This window comes from Neobacillus sp. GCM10027624 (assembly GCF_042675345.1).
Classification (GTDB): Bacteria; Bacillota; Bacilli; order Bacillales; family Cytobacillaceae; genus Neobacillus; species Neobacillus cucumis_D.
Window position 1 is genome coordinate 1 of record NZ_JBHTHD010000007.1, and the last position, 24,520, is coordinate 24,520.

Annotated in this window: 27 protein-coding genes; 8 read left to right on the plus strand and 19 right to left on the minus strand. The window is 38.2% G+C overall.

All coding sequences use genetic code 11. The features are described 5' to 3' along the window. Positions 1–721 precede the first annotated feature (721 nt). On the plus strand, positions 722–3,028 hold the full coding sequence (locus tag ACFQZ9_RS11195; protein ID WP_498943837.1) for a UvrD-helicase domain-containing protein: 2,307 nt from the start codon (positions 722–724) through the stop codon (positions 3,026–3,028). A 20-nt stretch (positions 3,029–3,048) separates the two neighbouring features. Here the strand turns inward: ACFQZ9_RS11195 and spoVIF are convergent, their stop codons facing one another. The 7 genes from spoVIF to ACFQZ9_RS11230 all read right to left on the minus strand — a co-directional run bounded on the left by spoVIF (position 3,049) and on the right by ACFQZ9_RS11230 (position 6,754). Continuing rightward, positions 3,049–3,306 (minus strand): sporulation-specific transcription regulator SpoVIF, encoded by a 258-nt coding sequence (gene spoVIF, locus ACFQZ9_RS11200; RefSeq protein ID WP_198312373.1) that lies wholly within the window; start codon positions 3,304–3,306, stop codon positions 3,049–3,051. A gap of 131 nt (positions 3,307–3,437) precedes the next feature. Then, a complete protein-coding gene (locus tag ACFQZ9_RS11205; protein ID WP_081810753.1) occupies positions 3,438–3,554 on the minus strand; it encodes a YjcZ family sporulation protein in 117 nt (38 codons plus the stop codon). 121 nt (positions 3,555–3,675) lie between these two features. Further along, the gene (gene spoVAE / locus ACFQZ9_RS11210) at positions 3,676–4,032 is read right to left on the minus strand and encodes a stage V sporulation protein AE (RefSeq protein WP_133338340.1); all 357 of its coding nucleotides are present in this window, start codon (positions 4,030–4,032) and stop codon (positions 3,676–3,678) included. A gap of 4 nt (positions 4,033–4,036) precedes the next feature. Then, positions 4,037–5,062 (minus strand): stage V sporulation protein AD, encoded by a 1,026-nt coding sequence (spoVAD, locus tag ACFQZ9_RS11215; RefSeq protein WP_198312375.1) that lies wholly within the window; start codon positions 5,060–5,062, stop codon positions 4,037–4,039. Next, entirely contained in the window at positions 5,063–5,539 is a 477-nt protein-coding gene (spoVAC, locus tag ACFQZ9_RS11220) for a stage V sporulation protein AC (protein WP_198312376.1), read from the minus strand. 15 nt (positions 5,540–5,554) lie between these two features. Further along, the gene (locus ACFQZ9_RS11225) at positions 5,555–6,022 is read right to left on the minus strand and encodes a YhcN/YlaJ family sporulation lipoprotein (RefSeq protein ID WP_198312377.1); all 468 of its coding nucleotides are present in this window, start codon (positions 6,020–6,022) and stop codon (positions 5,555–5,557) included. A 375-nt stretch (positions 6,023–6,397) separates the two neighbouring features. Further along, positions 6,398–6,754: a DUF1360 domain-containing protein gene (locus ACFQZ9_RS11230; protein WP_498943852.1), complete on the minus strand. Its 357-nt coding sequence runs from the start codon at positions 6,752–6,754 to the stop codon at positions 6,398–6,400. A 142-nt stretch (positions 6,755–6,896) separates the two neighbouring features. Between ACFQZ9_RS11230 and ACFQZ9_RS11235 the strand changes: the two genes are divergently transcribed. After that, entirely contained in the window at positions 6,897–7,397 is a 501-nt protein-coding gene (locus ACFQZ9_RS11235; protein WP_198312378.1) for a CotY/CotZ family spore coat protein, read from the plus strand. A 40-nt stretch (positions 7,398–7,437) separates the two neighbouring features. On the opposite strand, the gene ACFQZ9_RS11240 is transcribed toward ACFQZ9_RS11235, so the two are convergent. The 3 genes from ACFQZ9_RS11240 to ACFQZ9_RS11250 form a co-directional block, all read right to left on the minus strand. Continuing rightward, complete coding sequence (locus tag ACFQZ9_RS11240) at positions 7,438–7,935, minus strand: CotO family spore coat protein (protein WP_498943838.1); 498 nt, start codon at positions 7,933–7,935, stop codon at positions 7,438–7,440. A gap of 109 nt (positions 7,936–8,044) precedes the next feature. After that, positions 8,045–8,812, minus strand: coding sequence for an enoyl-ACP reductase (gene fabI, locus ACFQZ9_RS11245; RefSeq protein WP_498943839.1), 768 nt, complete (start codon positions 8,810–8,812; stop codon positions 8,045–8,047). A gap of 91 nt (positions 8,813–8,903) precedes the next feature. Next, a complete protein-coding gene (locus tag ACFQZ9_RS11250; RefSeq protein WP_498943840.1) occupies positions 8,904–10,763 on the minus strand; it encodes a monovalent cation:proton antiporter family protein in 1,860 nt (619 codons plus the stop codon). Positions 10,764–10,835: 72 nt separating this feature from the next. On the opposite strand from ACFQZ9_RS11250, the gene prpE reads away from it, so the two are divergent. Then, on the plus strand, positions 10,836–11,576 hold the full coding sequence (prpE, locus tag ACFQZ9_RS11255; RefSeq protein WP_498943841.1) for a bis(5'-nucleosyl)-tetraphosphatase PrpE: 741 nt from the start codon (positions 10,836–10,838) through the stop codon (positions 11,574–11,576). A 50-nt stretch (positions 11,577–11,626) separates the two neighbouring features. Here prpE and ACFQZ9_RS11260 read toward each other — a convergent pair whose 3' ends face one another. Genes ACFQZ9_RS11260 through ACFQZ9_RS11275 form a run of 4 tightly spaced genes read right to left on the minus strand, consistent with a single transcriptional unit; the run spans position 11,627 to position 14,380 of the window. Continuing rightward, complete coding sequence (locus ACFQZ9_RS11260) at positions 11,627–12,526, minus strand: RluA family pseudouridine synthase (protein ID WP_498943842.1); 900 nt, start codon at positions 12,524–12,526, stop codon at positions 11,627–11,629. Positions 12,527–12,544: 18 nt separating this feature from the next. Further along, positions 12,545–13,339, minus strand: coding sequence for an NAD kinase (locus ACFQZ9_RS11265; protein WP_133338358.1), 795 nt, complete (start codon positions 13,337–13,339; stop codon positions 12,545–12,547). A gap of 22 nt (positions 13,340–13,361) precedes the next feature. Continuing rightward, entirely contained in the window at positions 13,362–14,000 is a 639-nt protein-coding gene (yjbM, locus tag ACFQZ9_RS11270; RefSeq protein WP_198312384.1) for a GTP diphosphokinase, read from the minus strand. Between the two features lie 20 nt (positions 14,001–14,020). After that, positions 14,021–14,380 (minus strand): UPF0738 family protein, encoded by a 360-nt coding sequence (locus ACFQZ9_RS11275; RefSeq protein WP_498943843.1) that lies wholly within the window; start codon positions 14,378–14,380, stop codon positions 14,021–14,023. A 111-nt stretch (positions 14,381–14,491) separates the two neighbouring features. Between ACFQZ9_RS11275 and ACFQZ9_RS11280 the strand changes: the two genes are divergently transcribed. From ACFQZ9_RS11280 to ACFQZ9_RS11295, 4 genes are all read left to right on the plus strand, one after another. Beyond that, positions 14,492–15,076: a CYTH domain-containing protein gene (locus tag ACFQZ9_RS11280; protein ID WP_498943844.1), complete on the plus strand. Its 585-nt coding sequence runs from the start codon at positions 14,492–14,494 to the stop codon at positions 15,074–15,076. Between the two features lie 162 nt (positions 15,077–15,238). Continuing rightward, the gene (locus ACFQZ9_RS11285) at positions 15,239–15,643 is read left to right on the plus strand and encodes a globin domain-containing protein (RefSeq protein WP_498943845.1); all 405 of its coding nucleotides are present in this window, start codon (positions 15,239–15,241) and stop codon (positions 15,641–15,643) included. After that, positions 15,640–16,509, plus strand: coding sequence for a ClpXP adapter SpxH family protein (locus tag ACFQZ9_RS11290; RefSeq protein ID WP_498943846.1), 870 nt, complete (start codon positions 15,640–15,642; stop codon positions 16,507–16,509). The genes ACFQZ9_RS11285 and ACFQZ9_RS11290 overlap by 4 nt, the downstream gene beginning before the upstream one ends. Before the next feature lie 318 nt (positions 16,510–16,827). Beyond that, positions 16,828–16,977: a hypothetical protein gene (locus ACFQZ9_RS11295; RefSeq protein WP_498943853.1), complete on the plus strand. Its 150-nt coding sequence runs from the start codon at positions 16,828–16,830 to the stop codon at positions 16,975–16,977. 36 nt (positions 16,978–17,013) lie between these two features. Here ACFQZ9_RS11295 and pepF read toward each other — a convergent pair whose 3' ends face one another. From pepF to spxA, 5 genes are all read right to left on the minus strand, one after another. Next, complete coding sequence (pepF, locus tag ACFQZ9_RS11300; protein WP_498943847.1) at positions 17,014–18,831, minus strand: M3 family oligoendopeptidase; 1,818 nt, start codon at positions 18,829–18,831, stop codon at positions 17,014–17,016. Positions 18,832–18,945: 114 nt separating this feature from the next. After that, positions 18,946–20,142 carry a competence protein CoiA gene (locus tag ACFQZ9_RS11305; RefSeq protein WP_498943848.1) on the minus strand — a complete coding sequence of 399 codons (1,197 nt, stop codon included), beginning with the start codon at positions 20,140–20,142 and terminating at the stop codon, positions 18,946–18,948. A gap of 91 nt (positions 20,143–20,233) precedes the next feature. After that, a complete protein-coding gene (cls, locus tag ACFQZ9_RS11310) occupies positions 20,234–21,745 on the minus strand; it encodes a cardiolipin synthase (RefSeq protein ID WP_498943854.1) in 1,512 nt (503 codons plus the stop codon). Between the two features lie 73 nt (positions 21,746–21,818). After that, complete coding sequence (gene mecA, locus ACFQZ9_RS11315) at positions 21,819–22,490, minus strand: adaptor protein MecA (protein WP_198312390.1); 672 nt, start codon at positions 22,488–22,490, stop codon at positions 21,819–21,821. 342 nt (positions 22,491–22,832) lie between these two features. Continuing rightward, on the minus strand, positions 22,833–23,228 hold the full coding sequence (spxA, locus tag ACFQZ9_RS11320; RefSeq protein ID WP_026574539.1) for a transcriptional regulator SpxA: 396 nt from the start codon (positions 23,226–23,228) through the stop codon (positions 22,833–22,835). 633 nt (positions 23,229–23,861) lie between these two features. On the opposite strand from spxA, the gene ACFQZ9_RS11325 reads away from it, so the two are divergent. Further along, positions 23,862–24,047 (plus strand): hypothetical protein, encoded by a 186-nt coding sequence (locus ACFQZ9_RS11325; protein ID WP_419180559.1) that lies wholly within the window; start codon positions 23,862–23,864, stop codon positions 24,045–24,047. Positions 24,048–24,520 lie beyond the last annotated feature (473 nt).

The following is a 24,520-nucleotide window of genomic DNA, read 5'->3' on the forward strand; positions in this document are numbered from 1 at the left end:
GGCACTATGAGCACCGCTTAGTTCCCGCTACCTCTCTTTTTTCTTTTTCGCGGGCACTATGAACCCTGGTTAGTTCCCGCTGCCACTCTTTTTTCTTCTTCACAGGCACTATGAGCACCGCTTAGTTCCCGCTACCTCTCTTTTTTCTTTTTCGCGAGCACTATGAACCCTGGTTAGTTCCCGCTGCCACTCTTTTTTTTCTTCACAGGCACTATGAGCACCGCTTAGTTCCCGCCACCACTCTTTTTTCTTCTTCACGGGCACTATGAGCACCGCTTAGTTCCCGCCACCACTCTTTTTTCTTCTTCACAGGCACTATGAGCACCGCTTAGTTCCCGCCACCACTCTTTTTTCTTCTTCTCGGGCACTATGAGCACCGCTTAGTTCCCGCTACCTCTCTTTTTTCTTCTTCACAGGCACTATGAGCACCGCTTAGTTCCCGCCACCACTCTATTTCTTCTTCTCGGGCACTATGAACCCCGCTTAGTTCCCGCTACAAATCTTTTTTCTTCTTCACAGGCACAATGAACCCCGGTTCGTTCCGCTACTATCTTTTCCCCCTTACGGTCAATGTAACTCCATTCCTTTTACCTCTCCACCTCTTTTTCTTATACACTGGCACACCATACACCACTTTTCTATTTTTCAAGCCTTTTTGTTACTTCAGGGTTTTGTTATGATTAAACATGTTGCTTTATTTTTTAGAGACAGAGGAAAAACAATGAAAACTGTGCGATACCAAAACCAAACAATTATACTCGATCAATTAGGCCGGGATGAATATCAAAAAATATATTTAGCGGGAAAAAACGGTGAGTTAGTTTGTCCCGTTTGCCGCGAGAGTGTTCGCTTAATTCTTGGCATTCAGGAATCACCTCATTTTTCGCATACACATTCAACCATTCCGGATTGCCCGGAACCAGCCGTTCAGGAAAGAAATGAAGAAACCAACCAAAGCCATAAAGAAGTGGATGGCTTCCGCCTTCCAAAAGGCAGAACGATTCTAGAGACACCTAAATCCGTCCAAGTCTTTAAAACAGCAAAAGTCCTTGAACCACAGGCTCCCTTTCAGAAAAACGCAGCAAACTTGATAGAATACCAATCACCTTACTTACAACAGTTATCAAAATCGGATGTGGTTCTTGATGAGGCACAGGCAGCAGCAGTCTCTGAAACAGACGGGGCATTATTAGTTCTTGCCGGCGCCGGGAGTGGTAAAACAAGGGTGTTAACAGCGAGAACAGCCTTTATGTTAGATGTCAAAAAGATTGACCCGCGAAACATCATGCTGGTTACCTTCACATCCAAAGCCGCAAGTGAAATGAAAAGCCGCTTACTTTCCTATCCGAAAATGAAAAGAGAAGCCATAAATAAACTCGTTACCGGTACCTTCCACAGCATTTTTTATCGAATTCTTATGTTCCATTCCAGGGATAAATGGACCTCAGACCGCCTTTTAAAGAAAGATTGGCAGCGGGATAAAATTCTTAAGGAGGCCGGAAAAGAGATAGAATTGTCGGAAAAAGAGTTTGCCTATGATTTAGCCCTTCAGCAAATCGGCTTTTGGAAAAACTCACTTCTTTTTCCAAATGATATAAGACCTGCATCGGAATGGGAAGAAAAGACGCTTTTCCTTTATAAAAAATATGAGGAATTTAAGGAAAGGGAACAATTATTTGATTTTGATGATATGCTCATTGGCTGTTATCAGCTGTTAAGCTCGACACCTGATTTGCTTGAACAATATCAAAATCGGTTCCAGTATTTCCTTATTGATGAATTTCAAGATATCAACAAGGTCCAATACGAACTAATTAAATTGCTAGCGGGCAAACATAAAAATGTCTGTGCTGTCGGAGATGACGATCAGGCGATTTATTCGTTTAGAGGCAGTGACCCTAGTTATTTACTTGAATTTGAAAAAGATTTTCCTTATGCAAAAGTGATAACCCTTGAGGAAAATTATCGCTCTTCACATGAAATTGTTACAGTTGCCAATCAAATGATTGCCGCTAATAAAGTAAGAAGACTGAAGAAAATGAAAGCCCAATACTCAACTGGAGCAGCTCCCACTTTATTTTTTCCTAACGATGAAGAGGAAGAGGCAACGATGATTGTAACAGACTTACAGGAAAAAATCACACAGGGTGCGAACCCTTCCGATTTTGCGATCCTTTACCGGACGAACGCAGGGGCACGGGCCGTGTTTGAACGGTTAGCTAGTTCAAATCTTCCGTTTCGAATCGAACAGGATGTCGAGGCTTTTTACGACCGGAGGATTGTTAGAAGTATTCTCTCCTTTTTAAGATTAAGCTTGAGTGAGGACGACCAATCTGCCCTGTCTGATGTATTGCCCTTTTTGTTCTTAAAACAATCGGTTATAAGGGACTTAAAAGCAATGAGTATCCTCCAGGATTGCAGTAATTTAGAGGCTTTATCCTATTATAAAACGGCACATGCCTTTCAGGAAAAAAAATTAAAAAAAGCGGTCTCCTCAATCCGGACATTAAAGCAATTGGCCCCGATTACGGCCATTGAAATGATTGAAAAGGATATTGGATTTTTGGATTTTCTAAAGAAGCGGGGAAATGAATCAAATATGTTGGAGAAAGGTTCGGATGATATTAAGGACCTGAAAGTAGCAGCGAAAAATTTTAGTACGATTGAAGACTTGTTGGCTCATGCAGAGCATATGTCTGCGATGAATAAGGAAATCAAAAATTTAAGTAAGCATTTTACTGAGGCCATTACCTTAAGTACGATTCATCGGGCAAAGGGACTCGAGTATCAAACCGTTTATGTTCTTGGTGCTGTGGATGGAAGCCTGCCGCATGACTTTGCGTTAGAAAGCTATCGGAACGGTGACTATTCGGCATTGGAAGAAGAAAGAAGATTATTTTACGTTGCGATGACACGTGCAAAGGAACAGCTTTACATCGCTGTTCCAAGTAACCGTAGAGGAAAAAAAGCCAATCGCTCACGTTTTTTGGCACCATTAATGAAAAGAAGACAAAGGCCCACTTCCTAATAGGAAAGTGGCCTTTGTCTTTATTTTTTATTATTCATCATATTCGCAATGGTATTAAAATCAAGCGCTTTTCCATCGTTTATGATCGATTTAACAATTTGGTCTTCTAATTCCTGTGGTACCGGTTTATTGGCAATTTGAGACACTCTTTTAATTACATTCCGAACTGTTTTTTCATCCCTAAAATTTGCATTTTGCAGAGAATTCGCTAATTCAAAGATATCTTTCATATTCACGCCAGTTTTCTTTTCTATGTTTTTAAAGAATCCATTATCCATGTGTATAATCTCACTCCTTCATAACAACTACTTTATTTTATGAAGGAAGGGCAAAAATGTGCTTAAAGGCCAAAGAAAAGGTCGGCCATTCTCATGGCCAACCCTTATCTTTGATGCAAGCTCAGGAATTCCTAGTAGAAGCTAGCACCAACAATGATCAATAGGATAAATAATACAACGATTAAAACGAAAGTTGAACCTCCGTAGAAACCGCCGCCATAGCCGTAGCCGCCGTATCCGAAGCACATAGACCTAGTCACCTCACTTTAGTAATCTCACTTATAACATATGAGAATACTGTAAAAAGTGTATAGGCAGCGTCCTTTTTTCGAATACTGGCGGTGAAAAATGGAGTATTGTCCTACTCTTCTACCCTTTTGGTCTAAATATGAGCGCTCCGATAAATCCAAAAATAATGGCTGCGGAAATTCCGGAGCTGGTTACTTCAAACATCCCTGTTAAAACCCCAACAATTCCATGTGCTTCTGCCTCTTGAAGCGCCCCGTGTACCAAAGAGTTACCGAAGCTCGTGATTGGAATGGTTGCCCCTGCTCCAGCAAAATCAATTAATGGCTCATAGAGGCCGAACCCATCCAAGACAGAACCTATGCAGACCAATAAACTTAAAGTATGACCCGGTGTTAGTTTGGCCACATCGAATAATAATTGTCCAATCACACAAATAATTCCTCCAACTACGAACGCCCAAAAAAACATGGCAAGCATCTGATCACCCCTTTTCCCCATTCATTTCAATCGCAACGGCATGTGCAATACAGGGAATAGATTCATTTTGTTGGAAACTTAACGGTGATAACAAAGCACCTGTGGCTACGACTAAAATTCGTTTGTACACACCTTTTTTCATTTGGTTTAGTAAATGTCCGTATAAAACCGTTGCTGAACAGCCTGCACCGCTTGCCCCGGATTGAACAGGCTGATCTTTTTTGTATATAAGTAACCCGCAATCCTGGAATTGTTTTCGCTCCAGCTTTAAGCCGCTTTTATTGATTAATTCAAAGGCCGTATCATGGCCGACTCTCCCTAAGTCACCGGTGATGATTAGATCATAAAAGGATGGATCTAATTGTAAATCCCTAAAATGGGCTATAATAGTATCCGCAGCGGCAGGGGCCATCGCTCCCCCCATATTAAACGGATCTGTTAACCCCATGTCAATTACCTTGCCAATTGTTGCGGAGATCGTCACAGGCTGATTCTTTGAAGAATCATTGGCTGCCATCAATGCTACACCTGCTCCTGTAACCGTCCATTGTGCTGTTGGCGGCTTTTGCCCGCCATATTCCGTCGGGTAGCGGAACTGTTTTTCGACAGCTGAATTATGGCTCGAAGCCCCTGTGAGGATATATTTCGCTCCTTGATTATTGATTACAAAGGAAGCAAGCGCTAATCCTTCCATAGATGTGGAGCAGGCTCCAAAGAGACCGAAATAGGGGATTTGCATCGATCTTGCTGCAAAGCTTGTCGGCGTAATTTGATTAATGAGGTCACCGGCAAATAGAAATTGAACCTCCTCCTTATGAACATTTGCTTTTTGCAGAGCCATCTTGATTGATTCCTCCAGCAAAACCCGATGTGCTTTTTCGTATGTCTCCTGTCCCATCCACAAGTCCTCATGTAATAGGTCAAAATCATTTGCTAAATTCCCATTCGCCTCAAATGGGCCACCTGATACACCTGTTGCCATAATCATTGGCCGGTTTGCAAATACCCAAGATTGATGCCCTTTTAACAATTACAAAACCCCCCACATTGCCAGTAACGTTTTAATGAGCGCAACAACAAATGCCGAAAAAACACCAAACAAAATGACGGACCCGGCAAGCTTAAACATATTTCCACCGACCCCTAAGACAAACCCTTCTGTTCGATGCTCAATTGCTGCAGAGATGACCGCATTGCCGAATCCTGTTACCGGTACCGCACTTCCTGCTCCGGCAAACTGTCCAATACGGTCGTAGACGCCAAAACCAGTTAAAAGCATTGAAAAAAATACCATTGTTGCGACGGTAGGGTTTCCAGCTGTCTGCTCCGTAAAATTGAAAAAATATATGTAAAAATAACTAACAGCCTGACCAATTACACAAATCAAGCCGCCGACGAAAAAAGCCTTTAAGCAATTTTTTAAAACAGGCCGTTTAAACTCATGCTTTTGCTGTAGTTGTTGATAGTTTTGTTGCTGTGGAGTTAAATTTTTTTGTTTGCTGGCCATTCCAATGTCTCCCTTCTATGTCATATCTTTTGTCATTTTAATGATTTCACGCAGCCTTTTTTCAGCATCGTTTTCCGAAAATTTCTTGCTTTCCATCCGCTCATTTAATCGAACCGCTTCAAGGAAAATTTTATAATCACTCGAAACGGTGATATCCTCTTTTGGAAATCTCTTTTGTAAGAATTCAGTGAGATTTTTTTCGATTTTTTTCATTTTGAACCGGTGAATATGCTTAACCTTATAAACCACAAGTGTCTCTTTTGCTCCTTTGATGACTGCCGCATCATAGATTTCTGGAAAAGAACTGACTGCCTCTTCAATTTCTTCAACACGTGTTGTTTTTTTATCTCGATCGGTCATAATCGGATTGGGATTGGTTGTTTTGATCAGAGCTAATTGGCTATCCTTTCCCTTTTGGTTCCCGTTGCAGGATACTAAAAGACATACACATGAAAGTAGGATAAGTCGTTGAATGTAAATCATTTTTTAGTTCCTTCCCTTGTCCATTAGTAAGAATCTTATTATCCTATAGTTTTTTCGACCTGAACCAAAATTATGACAGATAAGATTATTTTAAAGATAAAAAAACACTGCCGGTGTTCCCGAGCAGTGTTTTAAAGATAAAAAAGAATTTTTGGACTTTGAGAAATGTCCAGCGCCTAGCCTGTTATTTCTGTGTCTTTTTCCCGCATCCACAACCATTTTTTTTAATCCGCTTTGATTCTTTAGAGGATTGGCTTGAGCCTTGATTGCTATTATTTTGCTTATTCACTGTTCTCTCCACCCCATTTTAGTAACATTATGTTTTAGAATATGTGATGAAATAGAATCTTGTCTCTATAAATAACCAATTTTCATTTACTTTTGAAGCCAATTTTGAACGATGGTTTCCAAAATAGATGACAGTCCAGCAATCGCTAAAATCAAGACCAAAGGCTCATACAGAGCAGAATAAACATAATGTAACAGGACCAATACGATGGATGACCAAATTCCTGTACACCAATAACAGCTTAGAAGCTCCCCAAAAAATCTTTTGATGGGGGTTTCTTTTGGCACATAATATACTTCCATTTCCCCCTGTTCATTTTCTTCGACAACCTCCGTAAAAAAAGGATTGCGGAGAAATTCTGTAATTTTATCAAATACCAATAATCTGGTCAGCCGAAATGCTGCAAGCCCCAAAATAATGAATTGTAAAAGACTAATATCCATAAACAAATTTGTCCTTCCTTCCATTGATATAGTGAACTAGCCTAATTTTCTTAAAAAAGGCAATTGTCCGTAACCCAAAAGGGCCCTGTGAAATATGTTAGTAATGTAAGATATATATCACGGATTTAAGGAGGAAAAATAAATGGGTTGTGGAAATAATCATAACGATTTTCGTAATGACAGCTGTGTGTGCGAAGTAGTTCGTGCGATTAAAGATATACAAGATAATGCTGTTGAAAATGAGTGTGCGGAGTGTTCAAGTTGTTTTACTGAACCACTGGGCTCATTAGTTTCACCGACAAGAAGAGAACCAGTTGATACACGTGTTTTTGTTTTAAGTGATAACGAAGGTAACCCCTTCCATGCATTCTTTAACGGTGAAAACAATGCGTGTGTGTCTATTTTCTTTAGGGTGGAAGATGTATTTGACAACTGCTGTGCTACACTTCGTGTTCTAATCCCTGGACGCAGGGAAAGTGGAAACTTTGTACCGGTAAACCTTATTAATAATGGAAAGGTTGACCTTTCAAGAGTTTGCCAAGTGGACCGTTTCCGCGCAAGCAATGACTGCATTACAGTTGATTTAAAATGCTTCTGTGCAGTCCAATGTATTGCTGATGTTAACTTAGGAATTTGTAACTAATAAAATGAGCCAGTCGATAACGGCTGGCTTTTTTTATTTTTTAATTTTTTATTCCAATCATGATTACATCTGTTAACTCACCCACTGGAAGCGTTTTTGTTGTTTGATCATGGAATTGGATGGTAATTTCCTTACCCTGATAATCCTTTAAATACCCCTGATAATTTTTATCTCTTGTATAAAATACACAAGGAACAGGTGGCAAAGCCTTAGGAAAATCCACTAAATACTCCAATCGTTCCTTCATATTCATTTCCTTAAAGCTTTTAACCTTTTTAAAGGAATATTTTTGCCTGCTGCTTTTCTCCGTTGTGTCAGCAACATTTTTTTCGGACACCGTTACCTCAATTGGTACTGTTTCCTGAAGCAATTCCTCCTTTAAAGAATTCCTTTTGGTTTCGCCTTTTTGTTTGTTTTCCTCTATAGGAAGCGTTTTTTCTTGTTTAGTTGAATACACTTCCTGCATTTTGATGGAAGGAGTTTTTGAAAAAGGCTGGTAAATATAAAGTAATGGACCTTGGTTTTTCTTTTCTGTCATAAACCTTGAGCACCTCCAATACAAAGTCCTTCACTTTATATGTATGCTAAATGCCCATACTCGTTCACTTCAAAAATAAAAAGCCCGCAAAAAATGCGGGCTTTCTTCCTTACAAGATATGATAACCAGAATCAACGTGGATATTTTCACCTGTAATTCCACGGGAAAGATCACTAAATAAAAATACAGCTGTGTCCCCAACCTCTTCTGGAGTTGTCGTTCTCCGCAGTGGAGCCTTTTCTTCAATTTCCTTAAGGATTGAATTAAATTCACCAATTGCCTTTGCAGATAATGTTCTGATCGGTCCTGCAGAAATGGAATTTACGCGAATCCCATCCTTACCGAGGTCAGAAGCTAAATAACGGACACTTGCATCAAGAGATGCTTTTGCAACACCCATAACATTATAGTTTTGAATCGCACGTTCACCGCCAAGATAAGTTAAGGTTACGATGCTTCCGCCTTCTGTCATTAAGCCGCGAGCTTCTTTGGCAACAGCCGTTAAAGAGAAAGAACTGATATTTTGAGCAAGCAAGAATCCATCTCTGGATGTATTTACAAATTCACCTTTTAATTCTTCTGTTTTGGCAAAAGCAATACAATGAGCGATTCCGTGTATGACTCCCACTTCTTCTTTAATCGTTGCAAAGCACTTTGCAATATCTTCATCACTTGTTACGTCACACGGTAATACAAGTGTACCTTCTGCTTCTAAAGAATTCGCTAATTCACGGACGCTGCTTTCGATTCTTTCCCCAACATAGGTGAAAATTAATCTTGCACCTGCATTGTGAAGAGAGCGGGCAATCCCCCAAGCAATACTGCGTTTATTGGCAACACCCATGACTACAAATGTTTTTCCGTTTAGTGAAAACATGTATTTATTCCTCCTATATTTAACACAAGTTATTAGCACTTGGTACTAATTTTACACTATATTCGAAAGTATGTACATATCTAGTTGATTTTTAGCAATGCTCACAAAATTCAAGCTCCCTTTTCAATTGGTCAACGTATTCTTTGGATCCGGTCACAATTAAACGGTCGTTTACCTGCAGCTCTGTATCACCATGAGGCACAATTGACTCATTCCCTCTGAAGATTCGTACAAAAATGATATCACCTGTAAACGGAAATCTCCTTAACGACATCCCATCAAATTGCTCGTTTACCATGGCAATTTCATACAGGGCCATCTCTTGATTGGTCAAAATGTTAATCACTCGTGGCGATTCAATTAATGAGCGAAGCAGGGCATTGGTAGACTTAAACACTGAAAATATTTCAATATTGTGTTCCTTTAAGTTTTGTTCCAGATCAGGACTTTCAATCCTGGCAATTACCCTTGGTACCCCTCTTTCCTTCACAGCAACAGACAAGGTGGCATTTAATTCTTCATCGCCTGTGGATATAACAACCACTTCTGATTGATATACCTTCGTTTGGCCAATCGTTTCGAGCGAAAAGTCCGGAATCTCAACAATATCAAACAGAGAATTCGCAATCTGTTTTTCCGATTTTTCAATTTTTGTATGGTAGAGAACCGGATCATATAAGCCTGATTTTAATTCCCTTGAAACTGGCAAAGTAATTTGATTTGCTCCTAGGAAAGATACACTGACCTTTCGATTTGAAACCACTTCTTTTGGAAAGAGCTTTTTAAAAACCATTGGAGTAAAAATTGACGTAATAACTGCCACCAGAATTAGTGTTCCACTCATTTGTTCCGTTATAACCTTCATTCTTTCTCCAATGGTCGCTGCTGCAATAACAAGGGATAGAGTGGAGGTTAAAAGAAATCCCGAGGCCAAAACTGTCTTTGTATCATACCAAATCTTTAATAGATAAACAGGAATTAGCTTTGATATCAGCAGTCCAATCAATAAAAGCGGTATTAACAGCAAAAGCTTTTTTTCACTAAAAAGGGACCAAATATCAAGTTTTACCCCTACCTCAACGAAGAATATCGGGATTAAAAAACCATACCCAAAAGAATCAAGCTTATGGACTAGCTCTTGATTCGGAGCCAATAGTGAAACAAGAACACCTGCAAGGAATGCTCCTAATATATTTTCCGCTCCAACCGTTTCAGATAACCCAACTAAGACGATAATAAGCGTAAACACAGCCCTTGTGCCAATTTGGGAAGTTCCTGTTTCCAGCGCTTTAACAAAAGAACGGCTTTTAAATCGCTTGCCAACAAAATATAGTCCAACACCTGCGGCAAATAAAATCAAAAGCAGCCATGTGTTCCCATGCCCTTTATCATAAAGTGAGACAAAGACTGCTAAAAGAATCATCGTTACCAAATCAGCAATAACGGCGATAAGCAAAATGATTTGGCCAATTACCGTTTTCATCATGTTGCCTTCCTTTAGGGTCGGCACAACTACACCTAATGAAATCGTTGAAATAATCAAAGTCATTAAGAATCCATTATGAATAAAGTCCAGCATGACAAAAACAAATGATAAGACTAAAGAAAAAATGAAAATCCCGATGAAAATAACCGTTGAGACAGCAAAAGAATTTGGCTCTTTTTTTCCATTCGGAAGAATTTCTCTTTTCTTTCCTTTTGAAAATACAGTAAAGTCAATTTCCAAACCGCTTAAAAACATCAGAAAGATAAATCCCAAGGTGGATAAAGTCGAGAGCCACATATCTTGATGAACGACATTGAAGCCGCTTTTCCCGATGATTAAACCCATAATAATTTCAGCAACCACCACCGGGATAAAATTCAATTTAAGCCGATGCAGAATAATCGGGGTTAAAAATGCCATTGTGACAACAATCAATAAAGAAAGAACTGACGCATGCTGTCCCAAATAAATTCCTCCTCTCAAAAATAAAAAAAGTAAAATAACAAAAAATAGAATGGTAAAGGGGGCTTTTATACCGTGAAAATAGATATTATTGGTGATATTCATGGCTGCTTTAAAGAATTCGAAGACCTGACAACAAAACTCGGTTATGATTGGGAAAGCGGGATTCCCCTACATCCCCAAAAACGAGTTCTTGGTTTTGTTGGTGACTTAACCGATCGAGGCCCAGAGTCCTTAAAAGTGATTGACATTGTATGGAACTTAGTCATCGAGCAGCAAAAGGCTTATTACACTCCTGGAAACCATTGTAATAAATTGTACCGTTTCTTTCTTGGAAATCGAGTTCAAATCGCCCATGGATTAGAAACAACAGTAGCAGAATACGAAGTAATAGACAAACGTGCTCAAAAATCAATTCGAAAAAAATTTATGGACCTTTATGAAAACGCACCACTTTATTTAGTTTTAGACGAAAAAAAGCTTATTATTGCCCATGCTGGAATAAAAAAAGAAATGATAGGAAAATCCGGATCAAAGGTTAAGACATTTGTTCTTTACGGAGATATTACCGGTGAAAAGCATCCGGATGGATCACCAGTTAGACGTGATTGGGCAAAAGCTTATCAGGGCGATGCCTGCATTGTCTATGGCCACACACCTGTAAAGGAAGCAAGAATCATTAACCATACATACAATATTGATACCGGTGCTGTTTTTGGTGGTAAACTGACTGCTCTGAGGTATCCGGAAATGGAAATCGTTTCTGTGGATTCTACTATGCCATATGTTGAAGAAAAATTTAAGCAATTTGATTGAAAATGAGCAAATATATCTAAAAATCAAAACAGGCTGACACTGAATAATAATTAGCAGTCAGCCTGTAAAAGTTCTTGCATATCATCTGGAAGTTTAGTTGTAAACGTCATTTCCTTCTTTAAAAAGGGGTGAATAAATGTTATTTTTTTACAATGGAGTGCCTGCCGTTTAAGCAACGTCGTTTCTCCCCCGTATAAATCATCTCCGAGTAAGGGATGCCCAATCGAAGACATATGCACCCTAATTTGATGCGTTCTCCCCGTTTCGAGCTGCAACTCGACATGAGTAAAAGCTTTATGTCTTTTCATTACTTTATAATGTGTACAGGCATATTGGCCATCTAGACGGACTTCTCTTTCAATAATACTATCCTCTTTCCTGCCAATTGGTTTTTCGATGGTCCCTTCATTATCCTCCATCATCCCGCCGGCAAATGCTTCATACGTTCTTTTCACCATGCCTTTTTGCTGAGCCTTGCTAAATAAATGATGAACATGGCGGTGTTTAGCAATCAAGACAATTCCCGATGTATCCCGGTCCAGCCTGGTAACAATATGTGAGGTGGATTCTAATCCTATTTGCTGATAATACCCCACTAAGGCATTGGCAAGGCTTCCCATTGGATGCTCCCTCGAAGGAATTGTGCTCATCCCTGGCGGTTTTACAACAACAAGAAGGTATTCATCTTCAAACAGAATATTAAGGGGTAAATCTTCTCCAATTACTCCTTCGCTCGGATTTTCCTTAGGAAATATTAATGTCAATACATCATTTGTTTTTAACTTGTATCGAACATTTACTTCCTCATGATTAACAAGAATCTTACCGCCCTTAAATTTTATATCTGTTAGGGAAGTCCGGGAAATCTCCTCATCTTTTAAAAAATCTTTTATTTGTCTGTCGGCATCCATTTTTTCAATTACCCACTTAAGTTCAAATTGTGAAGACATTTTCTTTCCTCCAGCAGATTAATCCGAAATAAAGGAATCGTGGACTCTCTTCCAAAACGGAAACGGCCGGAAGCGGGCAAAACGGATTTTTTCATCCGGCACCCTAAACTGAATCGATTTAACATCTTTGTGAAGCAGGGTAAGATGATCAATCGTTACCTGGAAATCCGAATGGTTTACAGGCTTCAGCATACAGGTATGATGTGCGGGCAGAATCAGTGGGGAGCCAACCGTCCGGAAAACCTTGTTATTAATGGAAGCCATTTCAGCAACCTGAATGGCTGAAATCGATGGGTGGATAATCGCTCCGCCTAGTGCTTTGTTATAGGCCGTACTTCCAGAAGGTGTAGACACACAAAGCCCATCCCCGCGGAAACGTTCAAAATGCGCACCACGAATCTCAACATCCATGACAAGCGTACCCTCAACACCCTTTACCGTTGATTCGTTTAACGCAAGGTATCTGGATTCCTGGCCCGCATGCTTATAACGAATAATGACCTCTAAAAGAGGATATTCAACCACCTGATAAGGAGTTTTTGCAATCGCAATTACAAGTTTTTCAATTTCATCCGGAATCCAATCCGCATAAAACCCAAGGTGACCGGTATGAATTCCGACAAAAGCCGTTTTATCTAATCGGCTGCTATACCGGTGAAAGGCATACAGCAATGTACCATCACCGCCAATGGATACAACGATATCCGGTTGGTCTTCATCATATACAAGATCAAAATCAAGTAAATAGGTTCTCATTTTGTGCATCAGAATATTTGATTTTTGATCTCCTTTAGAAGTAATCGCAAATTTCATTCAACCCGCTCCTTACCGGTTTTTAATTCTTTTCTTCCTGCTTTAATTCTTTTTTTCTCGTAAAAAACGCTTGTGCTTCCTGTATTTCACCACGGATTAATGACATTTCCTCATCAAGGCGAAAAGCAGCCTCCGCGGCTCTTTTTAGGCGCATATGAATATCTGCAGGAAACATTCCTTTATATTTATAATTCAGTGAATGTTCAATCGTCGCCCAAAAATTCATGGCTAAAGTCCTAATTTGAATTTCCGCCAGGATTTTCTTTTCCCCATGGATGGTTTGCACAGGGTAACGGATGACCACATGGTAGGACCTATAGCCGCTTGTCTTTTTATGGGAGATATAATCTCTTTCCTCAACAATTTCAAAATCATTTCGGTTTCTTAATAAATTTACAACCGTATGTATATCATCGACAAATTGACACATCATGCGCAAACCGGCTATATCCTGCATTTCATCCTCTAATTGATCGAGCGCAATTCCCTTTTGGGATGCTTTGTCTAAAATACTGGCAATCGGTTTTACTCTGCCAGTTACAAATTCAATGGGCGAGGGATTTGAATCCAATTCAAACTGCCCACGCATTCCTTTTAATTTAATCTTGAGTTCTTCCACTGCTTGTTTATATGGAGCTAAAAATTTATCCCAGTGGTTCATGATCTCACCCCAAACAACTTTTAAAAATTCTCCTCAACCTTCGAAACCATTTGATCCCCATAGTTTCCGTTTCCTCTAATATTACTGATGATATAGTCAAGCTCCTCTGTAAACTGGGATAATTCTACCTGTTCATTATTAAAGGAAAGCCATACAGGTAGTTTGTTCTTTACTGCTGTTTTTAAAAGCTCCCAAGTCTCTTCAGGGAAAGCAATATAAGAGTAGTCCTCGTGATCTTCCATTAAATAAATAAAGGAAAGCTGATCGGAGTCAACAAGAATTTGTTCCGCGGGCCGCAAATGATTGATGGCTTCACCTACGGTAAACGTTATCTGATTCTCGGTAATCTTTCCATTCATTGCTGTTAATTTTTTTTTCATGATTTAACCTCCATTTTCACAACCTTATTTTAGCATAGTCGAACCATTTCTCCCAGAAATTGCAGTCGTGTTATGATTAGAAAAGAAACTTACGTGGAAGGAATGTAAAGGATGTTTCAAAACATTGAAATAGAATTTAAAAATATGCTGACCAAGGAAGAATATGAACTCCTTTTGATAAAATTCACTACAGCTGAAAGCAGAGTGATTACACAGGAAAATCATTATTTTGATACCAAAGATTTTGCTTTGAAGTCTGAACAATCGGCTTTACGGATTCGCCAAAAGGGGCAGCAATATGAAATGACGTTAAAGCAGCCGGCAAATATCGGCTTGCTAGAAACAACACAAAAACTTACGGAAGAGGAGGCAACCCTTGCTATCCAAGAAGGGAGGCTTCCATCAGGAGCAATAGAGGAGATCATTACTAAAATAGATATCAAGTTTTCGGAACTTGATTATTTTGGGTCTCTTATAACCAAAAGAGCAGAATTCGATTATAAAGGTGGTATTCTCGTTCTTGATCACAGTATTTATTTAAACAAAGAAGACTATGAATTAGAATACGAAGTAGAAAACGAACAACTTGGACAAAAGATTTTCAAGGAATTATTGAATCAATACAACATTCCCCACCGAAAAACCCAAAACAAAATCCAGCGCTTTTACAATCAGAAATACACTCAAACAAATTAAAAGGATATTTTTCCAACCTTCTTTTACAATTAAAAGAAGGTTTGTTTGTAAACATTACTAAGGAAGATTAGGATTAATTTAAGGTTTTGAGCGATTTATTTGAGATATGAAAAAGCCATTGCTAAAATAAACTCATACAAACATTCTAAAGGAGTTGTCAACATGATTGAGAGTAAGCCTACACCATATGAGGCCATTGGCGAAAAAAACCTACACCGTCTTGTGGACACTTTTTATGGGCTGGTTGCACAACATCCTGACCTTGCACCAATTTTCCCTAATTCTTTTACTGAGATTGCTCGAAAACAAAAGCAGTTTCTTACACAATATTTAGGTGGACCACTATTATATACAGATGAACACGGACATCCTATGATGCGCGCTCGCCATTTACCCTTTCCAGTAACCCCGAAGCGGGCGGAAGCATGGTTGTCCTGTATGAGACAGGCGATGAATAAAGTTGGTTTGGAAGGACCATTACGTGATGAATTTTACGCTAGGCTGCATCTTACTGCACAACATATGATAAACACACCAGATACGCAGGAAACTGGTGAATTACAGTGAGCAGAATTGGACATTCAAGTTCAAAAAAGCAATGTGGAAAAAGTGAAAAAAAGCCAGTTGAAATTTACATGTTTATTGACCCTTTATGTCCGGAATGTTGGGCGCTTGAACCGATACTTAAAAAGCTTCACATTGAATATGGCCGCTATTTTTCCATTAAACATGTTCTAAGCGGCAGGCTGGCCAATTTAAATCTAAGTAAAAAAAAGAATTATGAAAATATCGTGGAGCTATGGGAAAAGACCGCAAGCAGGTCGGGAATGTCCTGCGATTCGAGTCTTTGGTATGAAAACCCGGTTGACTCCCCGCATATTGTCTCAATTGCCATTAAAGCAGCCGAGCTCCAAGGAAGACGAGCAGGAATCCGTTTCCTCCGTAAACTGCAGGAAGTTTTATTTTTGGATAAGAAAAATGTCTCTGATTTAGAAGTATTAAAGGATTGTGCCGGGGATGTAGGATTAGATATCGAGGAGTTTATTACGGATCTCCATTCCGAAAGTGCAGCCAAAGCATTTCAATGCGATTTAAAAATAACCTCCGAAATGGATGTTCACGAAATTCCAACCCTCGTTTTCTTTAATGAAAATGTTGAAGATGAAGGGATTAAAATAACCGGAACCTATCCCTATGAGATATATGTACAAATCCTAGAGGAAATGCTCTCAGAACGGCCAGTTCAATCACCCCCGCCGCATCTTGAGACTTTTCTAAAGTTTTTTCGATTTGTCGCTTCAAAGGAAATTGCCGTAGTTTACAATATGACGATTTCCCAGGTGGAAAAGGAAATGAAAAAATTACTCTTAAAACAGGTAGTTGAACAAATACCAGCTAAATACGGGACATTTTGGCGATATATTGAAGAATAAAAGGGTGAAATCACCCTTTTTTTCGGGTATTGCCACCTTCATGAAAAGACCTTGCAGCTCCGGTTCTGCAAGGTCTTTTACTAATACGAACAAAAGGGGATGGGAGAAATCTTTCACGGTCAAACAAAGGGGTTTATGTTTGTTGTGATCAACTTCACGAGTTAAATATACCATGGTGTTGTACCTTAAAACAATGACTTTGTGCTTTATTTCACAATATTGTCAAAAAGTCATATTTTTCGAATTGGACAATAAACTTATAGTGAGATAAAGCAAAAGTAGGTGGAATTTCCGATGAAGAAGCTTCCTATTTTCTTAATGATTCTTTTTTTTATCCTTGCCTTTTTTCTTCACTTGCTTGCACTACTTAAAATTTTCCCATTATGGATCAGCATTCCCCTGTTGTTCCTATCAATTTTCACCATTTTATTCTTTGTAAATGAAAGGAAAAGATTTCGAGGGTTTTAAAAAGGGATGACGCATTTTTAAGCGCCATCCCTTCTCTTATGACAACAACTGTTCGAGCTCGTTCAGTTTTTCTTCAAATACCTTGCAGGCATCCTTTATTGGCTGGGAGCTTGTCATGTCCACTCCTGCCTTCTTAAGGACTTCAATTGGATAATCAGAGCTTCCTGCACTAAGGAACCCAATATAGCGCTTTACAGCAGGCTCCCCTTCCTCTAAAATTTGCTTGTTTAATGCGGTTGCTGCACTAAATCCAGTGGCATATTGATAAACATAATAATTGTAATAGAAATGAGGGATTCTTGACCATTCTAAGCCAATTTCTTCATCAATGACAATATCCTCTTCTCCAAAATACTTTTTGTTTAGTTCAAAGTATTCTTTTGTCAATAATTCAGCCGTTAACGCCTCGTTATTTTGAAGTTTTTGATGTATAAGGTGTTCAAATTCTGCAAACATGGTTTGCCGGAACACAGTTCCTCTAAATCCTTCTAAGTAATGGTTTAACAAGTAAATCCGTTTCTGTTCATCATCAATGGTCTTTAATAAATAATCATTTAACAATGCCTCATTACAGGTCGATGCCACTTCGGCAACGAATATTGAATAGTTCCCATATGGATAGGCTTGTGATTTCCGTGTGTAGTAGCTATGCACGGAATGCCCCAATTCATGCGCAAGTGTGAATAGATTGTTCACATTATCCTGCCAGTTCATGAGGATATAGGGATTCGTCCCATAGGAGCCAGAAGAATACGCGCCGCTTCGTTTCCCTTTATTTTCGTGAACATCTACCCAGCGGTTTTCAAAGCCTTCTTTTAAAACTTTAGCATACTCTTCCCCTAATGGTGCTAGTCCTTTTAAAACAATATCCTTTGCTTCCTCATATTTAATCTCCATTTTTACATCTTTTACAAGTGGTGTATATAAATCGTACATATGCAGTTCACTTAGCCCTAGAACCTTCTTACGCAGCTTTATATATCGCTGCAGTAAATGCAAGTTTTCGTTTACTGCTTTAACCAAATTATCATATACACTTTCAGGGATATTATTGGCCGCTAATGCTGCTTGCCTTGCTGATTCATACTTTCTAATTCTTGCATTAAAATTATCCTTCTTCACATTACCACTAAGGGTGCTTGCGAATGTATTGCGGAAATTACCATAGGTTTCATACACCGCTTTAAAGGCATCCCGGCGGACGCGCTGGTCAGAGCTTTCTAAGAATCGTATGTAGCGGCCATGGGTAATTTCAACCTCTTCCCCATTTTCATCTTTAATTGATGGAAACGTCAAATCAGCATTGTTCAGCATCCCAAATGTATTGCTCGAAGCATCCATCACCTCGCCTGCTTCGGCTAACAATGCTTCCTGTTCAGCTGAAAGAACATGCGGCCTTTGCAGATTAATTTCCTCAATTGCATGCTCGTAAAGCTTTAACTCAGGCTTCTCCGTTAAAAAGCCTTTAAGTTTACTTTCATCAATCGATAATAGTTCCGGAACAATAAAAGCAAGCGCACTACCCGCTTGAGCGTAAAGATTTTTCATCCGATCATCTAAGCCTTGATAAAATGAATTCGTTGTATCTTGATCATATCTCATATGGGAATAGGCATAAAGCTTTCCAAGGCTTTCAAGAAGCTGATCCTGATACTGAAGGGCTTTAAATAGAGTTTCCGCACTCTCTCCAAGTTTTCCTTCAAATTGTTTTGCTCCAGGGATTTGGCTTTTTACCTCCTGGAATTCCTTTTCCCATGCCTCATCATTTGCAAATATATCTTCTAATTTCCAGGTTTCTTCAACAGGAATTTCACTTCTAGCCGGCAGCGTTTTAACTGCAGTTTCATTTGCCATCTTTCATCCTCCATTCTATTTTCCAAATTACCAAAAGAACCCACTATACATATTTCTCCTTTTCCTTCCAAATTCCTTCATTCTCTATTATTATGCCCTTCATTAATATTTCATTTATCGTTTTGAAATCATTCGCTGATATTTTTGAAAAAATACCTTCTTTCGATCTTCCCTTTCGCGATTTGATTGTGGAAGGGAGATATTCCTATTTAGTTGAAAAGACGCTTTTCCCTTTTGTGCCACAATCCCAAGTTTGTCCAACAGAAAAAGATATTCCATCACCGCAGTAAAAGGATGAACCTGCTTGATTAACGGGAGGTCACGGATGATAATTTCCTTTTTCCCTATTCTCTTATAAAAACTCCTTTCTACCTCTTGAACTGTAATTATGTCCATTGGCTGTTTTTGAGCCAAGATATCAAGATACAAATAGGTTTGCCAAATGATTGGTGAAGATTGAATCAATAGTGAAGAGTGAACTGGTAGGCCAATTTCCGGAGGTAATAGAAAAAGATTAAGATTGTGCTGATAAATCTCATGAAGGAAGGAATTTTGCCTCGGATTTGGGTGAAGCGCCCAATTCATATTGGCTTTCTCTAATTCATAATTCCAATGTGAAAGATTAATTTGACCCAGACATTCCGGATTCAATAAACAATTGATTTCTACTTTGCCAATGGGATAAAAGTGGTTTAGTATAAAGGCATTTTTTATGGAATAAGAGAAGATTGAATCTAGTAGGTGAAAGTGCTTTTTTTCGGGGCAATAGGAGGGCAGGTAATAGCTACCTTCTACTGTCTGTTGTATAAATAAATAGTGGAAATTTGAAAGTGAGAGAATATTTTTCTTTTTTTGATGGATTTGTTCGTTCCCCAAAATCCAGAGTGGAACATATCCGGCATCAACATAGCTTCTTGTTCTTTTCTGAAAGATTTCATCAGCGATTGGGGAGCATTGAAACTCTAAAGCATATTTTTGATTTTCATAAGTAAACTTTATATCAGGCCGCTGCTGGATTTCCTTATCATAAAATTCAAGGACCGCAGGAATTTTTTGACGTAACAGCCAATGATAAAGTTGGAGTTTTCCTTCCATATGATAAACCGACTCATTTTCATAGGAGTTCCTGCATTCTCCCCCCTTTATATGAGAAAAATGATACATTCTCTGATCACCTAGCTTTAGTAAAACTCTTTCACCACAAACTGGACAGAAGAATTCTTCCCTGCTTCTAAAGTATAATAGCGTTTCTTTTTTGTAGTTATAGCCCAGACATATTTTTTGACCATTTTTTGTGCGTGCTGTTAGCATGCCATTCACCTCCACCTATATAATTCGATTGATTATTTAAAAGTCCTTTTTTTATAAAAAAAAGCAATCAGCCAATTGCCGATTGCTTTGGTTATAGTAACGGGGACATCAGCCTTGCTGTTGATTCCAATAATCGCAGGCCAAAATGTCTTTTTTGGAACGTTTTAAGTTCAAGTAACTTAGCAAAGTTTAAATCATTTTCGTATTCGTCGACAAGCTTTTGTACGCTTTTCGTTCGGAATAAAAAGGCATTAACTTCAAAATTTAAATGAAAACTCCTCATATCCATATTGGCAGTTCCAATCGAAGCGAGTTCTTCATCTACAATGATAATTTTGCTGTGCATGAAACCACGTTCATATTCATACACCTTCACCCCCGCTTCCAAGAGTTCTGGAAAATAGGAACGTGACGCATGAAAAACGATTCGTTTATCCGGGCGGTTGGGCACCAAGAGCCGAACATCAATCCCGCCTAAAGCAGCCACCTTAATCGCCGAAAAAATGTCTTCATCAGGAATAAAATAAGGGGATGCAATCCAAACCGATTTTTCAGCTGAAGCAATCATTGAAAAAAAGATATTTTTAATCACACTCCACTCATTATCCGGTCCTCCTGCAATCAGTTGAACCCCGCCGTGACTTTTATTATCAAGTTGTGGGGATAAATATTCGGCAGTTAAAAAACTATGGTTGGTCATATAATACCAATCCTGTAAAAAAATTAACTGAAGGGTCCTTACGGCTTCCCCCTTTACCATTAAATGAGTATCACGCCAAAATCCGATACTTTTTACTCTTCCTAAATATTCATCGCCAATATTTAAACCGCCTACAAAACCAATGGTACCGTCAATTACAATAATCTTTCGATGGTTACGGAAGTTGAATTTATTATTTAAAAATGGAAGTTTTACCGGACCGAAAGAAACCGTTTCAATTCCTGCATTTTTCAAATCTGCAATATACTTCTTAGATAATTGCCAGGAGCCGACCGCGTCAAAAAGAAAACGAACCTTGACCCCTTGCATTGCTTTTTCTACTAATATCTCTTTAATTTCTTGTCCAAGAGCATCATTACGAACAATATAATATTCAAGATGAATATGATGTTTGGCTCTTCTTAATTCTTCTAAAATATGTTGGAATGTTTCTTCTCCATTGGTTAAAATTTTGGTCGAGGTATCAAAAGAGATTGGACTGTTCCCAAGCTTTTGCGCCAACCTGAATAATTTCCCTTGATGTTCTCTCATTAAACTTAACTTTTCCCTGCTTCTTGGATCACTTTCCCCTTCGACATTCAAAAAGGCTTGTTTATCTAGAAAATACTTTTTACGGAACATTTTTTCCTTTCGATAATTCCGTCCGAAAAGAAGATAAAAAATAAAGCCAACAAGCGGAAACCCGCCTAAAACAACCAGCCAGGTAATTGTTTGCGTGGGGTGACGATTCTCAAGGAAAATCACAAATCCAATGAAAATAACGGACAAGGAAATAAATAGGCTAAATACCCCGAAAAGGCCACCCTTAATATGATCTTTAAAGATCAGCATAAGTACGGATATGACTATAACAAATAGAACAACCCTAACAGTGTTTTTCAGTGTCCTCACCTGCACTTTAAAAGTATATAAATACTAAAAAATACCGATTTCAATAGTGAAATCGGCTCTAATTTTAGTGAAAATGCTTTCTAATTTCAGAAAACACATTTTCGGAAATTATTTCTTTTCCGTATTCCTGAACACGATGGATGGTAACTTGTGTTTCAGTACCGTATTCCAAAAGGATACTTAAGATATCGTCTATTTCATCTTCCTCAAATACATCCTCTAGAAATTCGGTATAGAGATAATATCTTCCTTCAAAATGATAAAGAGTCGTTTTTAATTCATCCAGACCTTCGCGCTTCGACAACATAATAACATCCTCAAAATCCTTAAAGGCAAGCATAAATTCAAGGGGATCGTCATCGAGCAGATAGTCTTCCTCAACCTCATGCTTTGGATTGAAATGTTGATCAAGAATATCTTCAATATTCTCATCAACCGGTATATCCTTTACCTTATCACCCGGAATTGGCAGTTCGAATTTTTGGCCATCTTTAGAAAGTTGGGCTTTGGTAACAAGAATTTCTAAGCCTTTTTCCAATGCCTGAACTTGGATCCAAAGTGGACCTTCCACAACAAACTCTTCTTCCTGATGAACCTCATCCATCATTTCCCAGAAAAGTTCTTCGCTGCGCTCACGATTGTACCAAATTTCCTCCCGGTCAAAACCTCTGTCTTCTATATCACCATATGAAATGTAGAACTTTACAGTATTCTCATTTATTCTTTCAATCTCCATTTTTACCTCTCCCTTCCGTTTTCCATATTGAAGGGACTAAATACCCCCAAGCAGACAGTGCCAAAAGCATTTACCCAATTTAGAAAGGACTATTATTAGTGAGATTTGTTAAAAAAAGGACATAAATCCTTGTACTTTTATTTTATGACAAAAGCAGCAATAAGGGAAATAAAATTAATCAAATAATCAAAAACCATCAATACGCCTATTTTCCCGCATTAGCTGGCACTTAAAATATACAAACGGAAGTTTCACTTATTATTAGATATTCATTTTATTGTACCAAAATGCCTTTTAAATCACAAATGAAAAAGACCTTCTGCTTTCAGAAGGTCTTGGCTTTTAATTTACCATTCGCTGTGCTTCACGCAATTGGAATGTTCTCACTCTTCTTGGTAAAAACCGGCGAATTTCATCTTCATTATAACCGACTTGTAAACGCTTCTCATCAATAATGATTGGACGGCGTAATAGTCCTGGATTTTCCTTTATTAATTCGAATAAATTCTGAAGAGGCATTGTATCTAAATTTACATCCAATTTTTGAAATGTCTTGGAGCGAGTGGATATAATTTCATCTGTCCCATCTTCAGTCATACGAAGTATTTCTTTAATCTCTTCAATAGATAACGGCTCTGAGAAAATATTTCTTTCCTTGTAAGGAATCTCATGTTCTTCAAGCCATGATTTTGCTTTCCTGCATGATGTGCAACTTGGTGAAGTGTATAGTGTTACCATTCGTCTTCACACTCCTCTTTAATTAACTGTCTGTTTATAAGAAAAACGAAAATCTGTTTAATAACTTATACCCTAATTTAAAAAATTATAAACAAGTAAACTTACACCATAATTAAAATAATTATAAACAAGTAATTTATATCATCAATTATACACCACTGATTCTGAAAAAGGTATCCTTTTTTCAAAAATTCTCATAGGGTCAAAACTTAAAGAATTTTTTTAAACTACACTATATTAGACGAATATTTACGTAAAAAGTTTCATGGTTTATCAATTTTTTTCGTTAAAATTTTGTAATACTTTGAGATTTACTGTAAAATTATTCGTTTACTTTCGGCAGTTTTTGTAGGTTTAAAAAAATATTATTTTCGTCCCTTAATGCTTGTTATTCTAACAGATTATTCTTAAGTATTTCTTAACCTTTTATTAAATTTATATTCTCAATTAAATGAAGCAGAATGAAAACGCATACATCAAGCTGTGAAATAGTCACAAAAATTCCCCCAATTCTAAAGGAAATAATGAAGAATGTCTTTTAATTCCCCCTAAGTTCTTTTAATATATAAATAGGGGATTTTCAAAAGCATTCATCATGCTGACATTTGAAATAAAAATGGAGGGTTAACGATGATTGGTGGTTACATAGCAGATTTAACCATTGTAGCCGTTCTTGTTGTGGGTATTACAGCATTAATGGGTGTCATAACAAATGGTGTTGGTGAAAGAGTTTTCGGAGGAAAGAAACGGACTGAATTTACCGACCGTGTTTCAAAATATCAAACAAACTGGAAACAAGTTGGCGGAAGTCGGAAATAAATGACTATAAAAAAACGATCTCTTATTTGAGATCGTTTTTTTATTTACTTTTTTAACAATATTATTATTTTTCTTAGAGTTTTGTCTGTAAGGATAAGTCTGTTGATTTCGCTTCAGTCGCTCCACTTTTCTTTTCCCTTTTCCTTTTTAACAGGATTACATGCCCCTTTGGGCAATGAAACCACTTTTCTTTTCCCTTTTTACAGGATTACAAGCTCCTTCGGGCAATGAAACCACTTTTCATTTCCCTTTTTACAGGATTACATGCCCCTTTGGGCAATGAAACCACTTTTCTTTTCCCTTTTTACAGGATTACAAGCTCCTTCGGGCAATGAAACCACTTTTCATTTCCCTTTTTACAGGATTACATGCCCCTTTGGGCAATGAAACCACTTTTCTTTTCCCTTTTTACAGGATTACAAGCTCCTTCGGGCAATGAAACCACTTTTCTTTTCCCTTTTTACAGGATTACA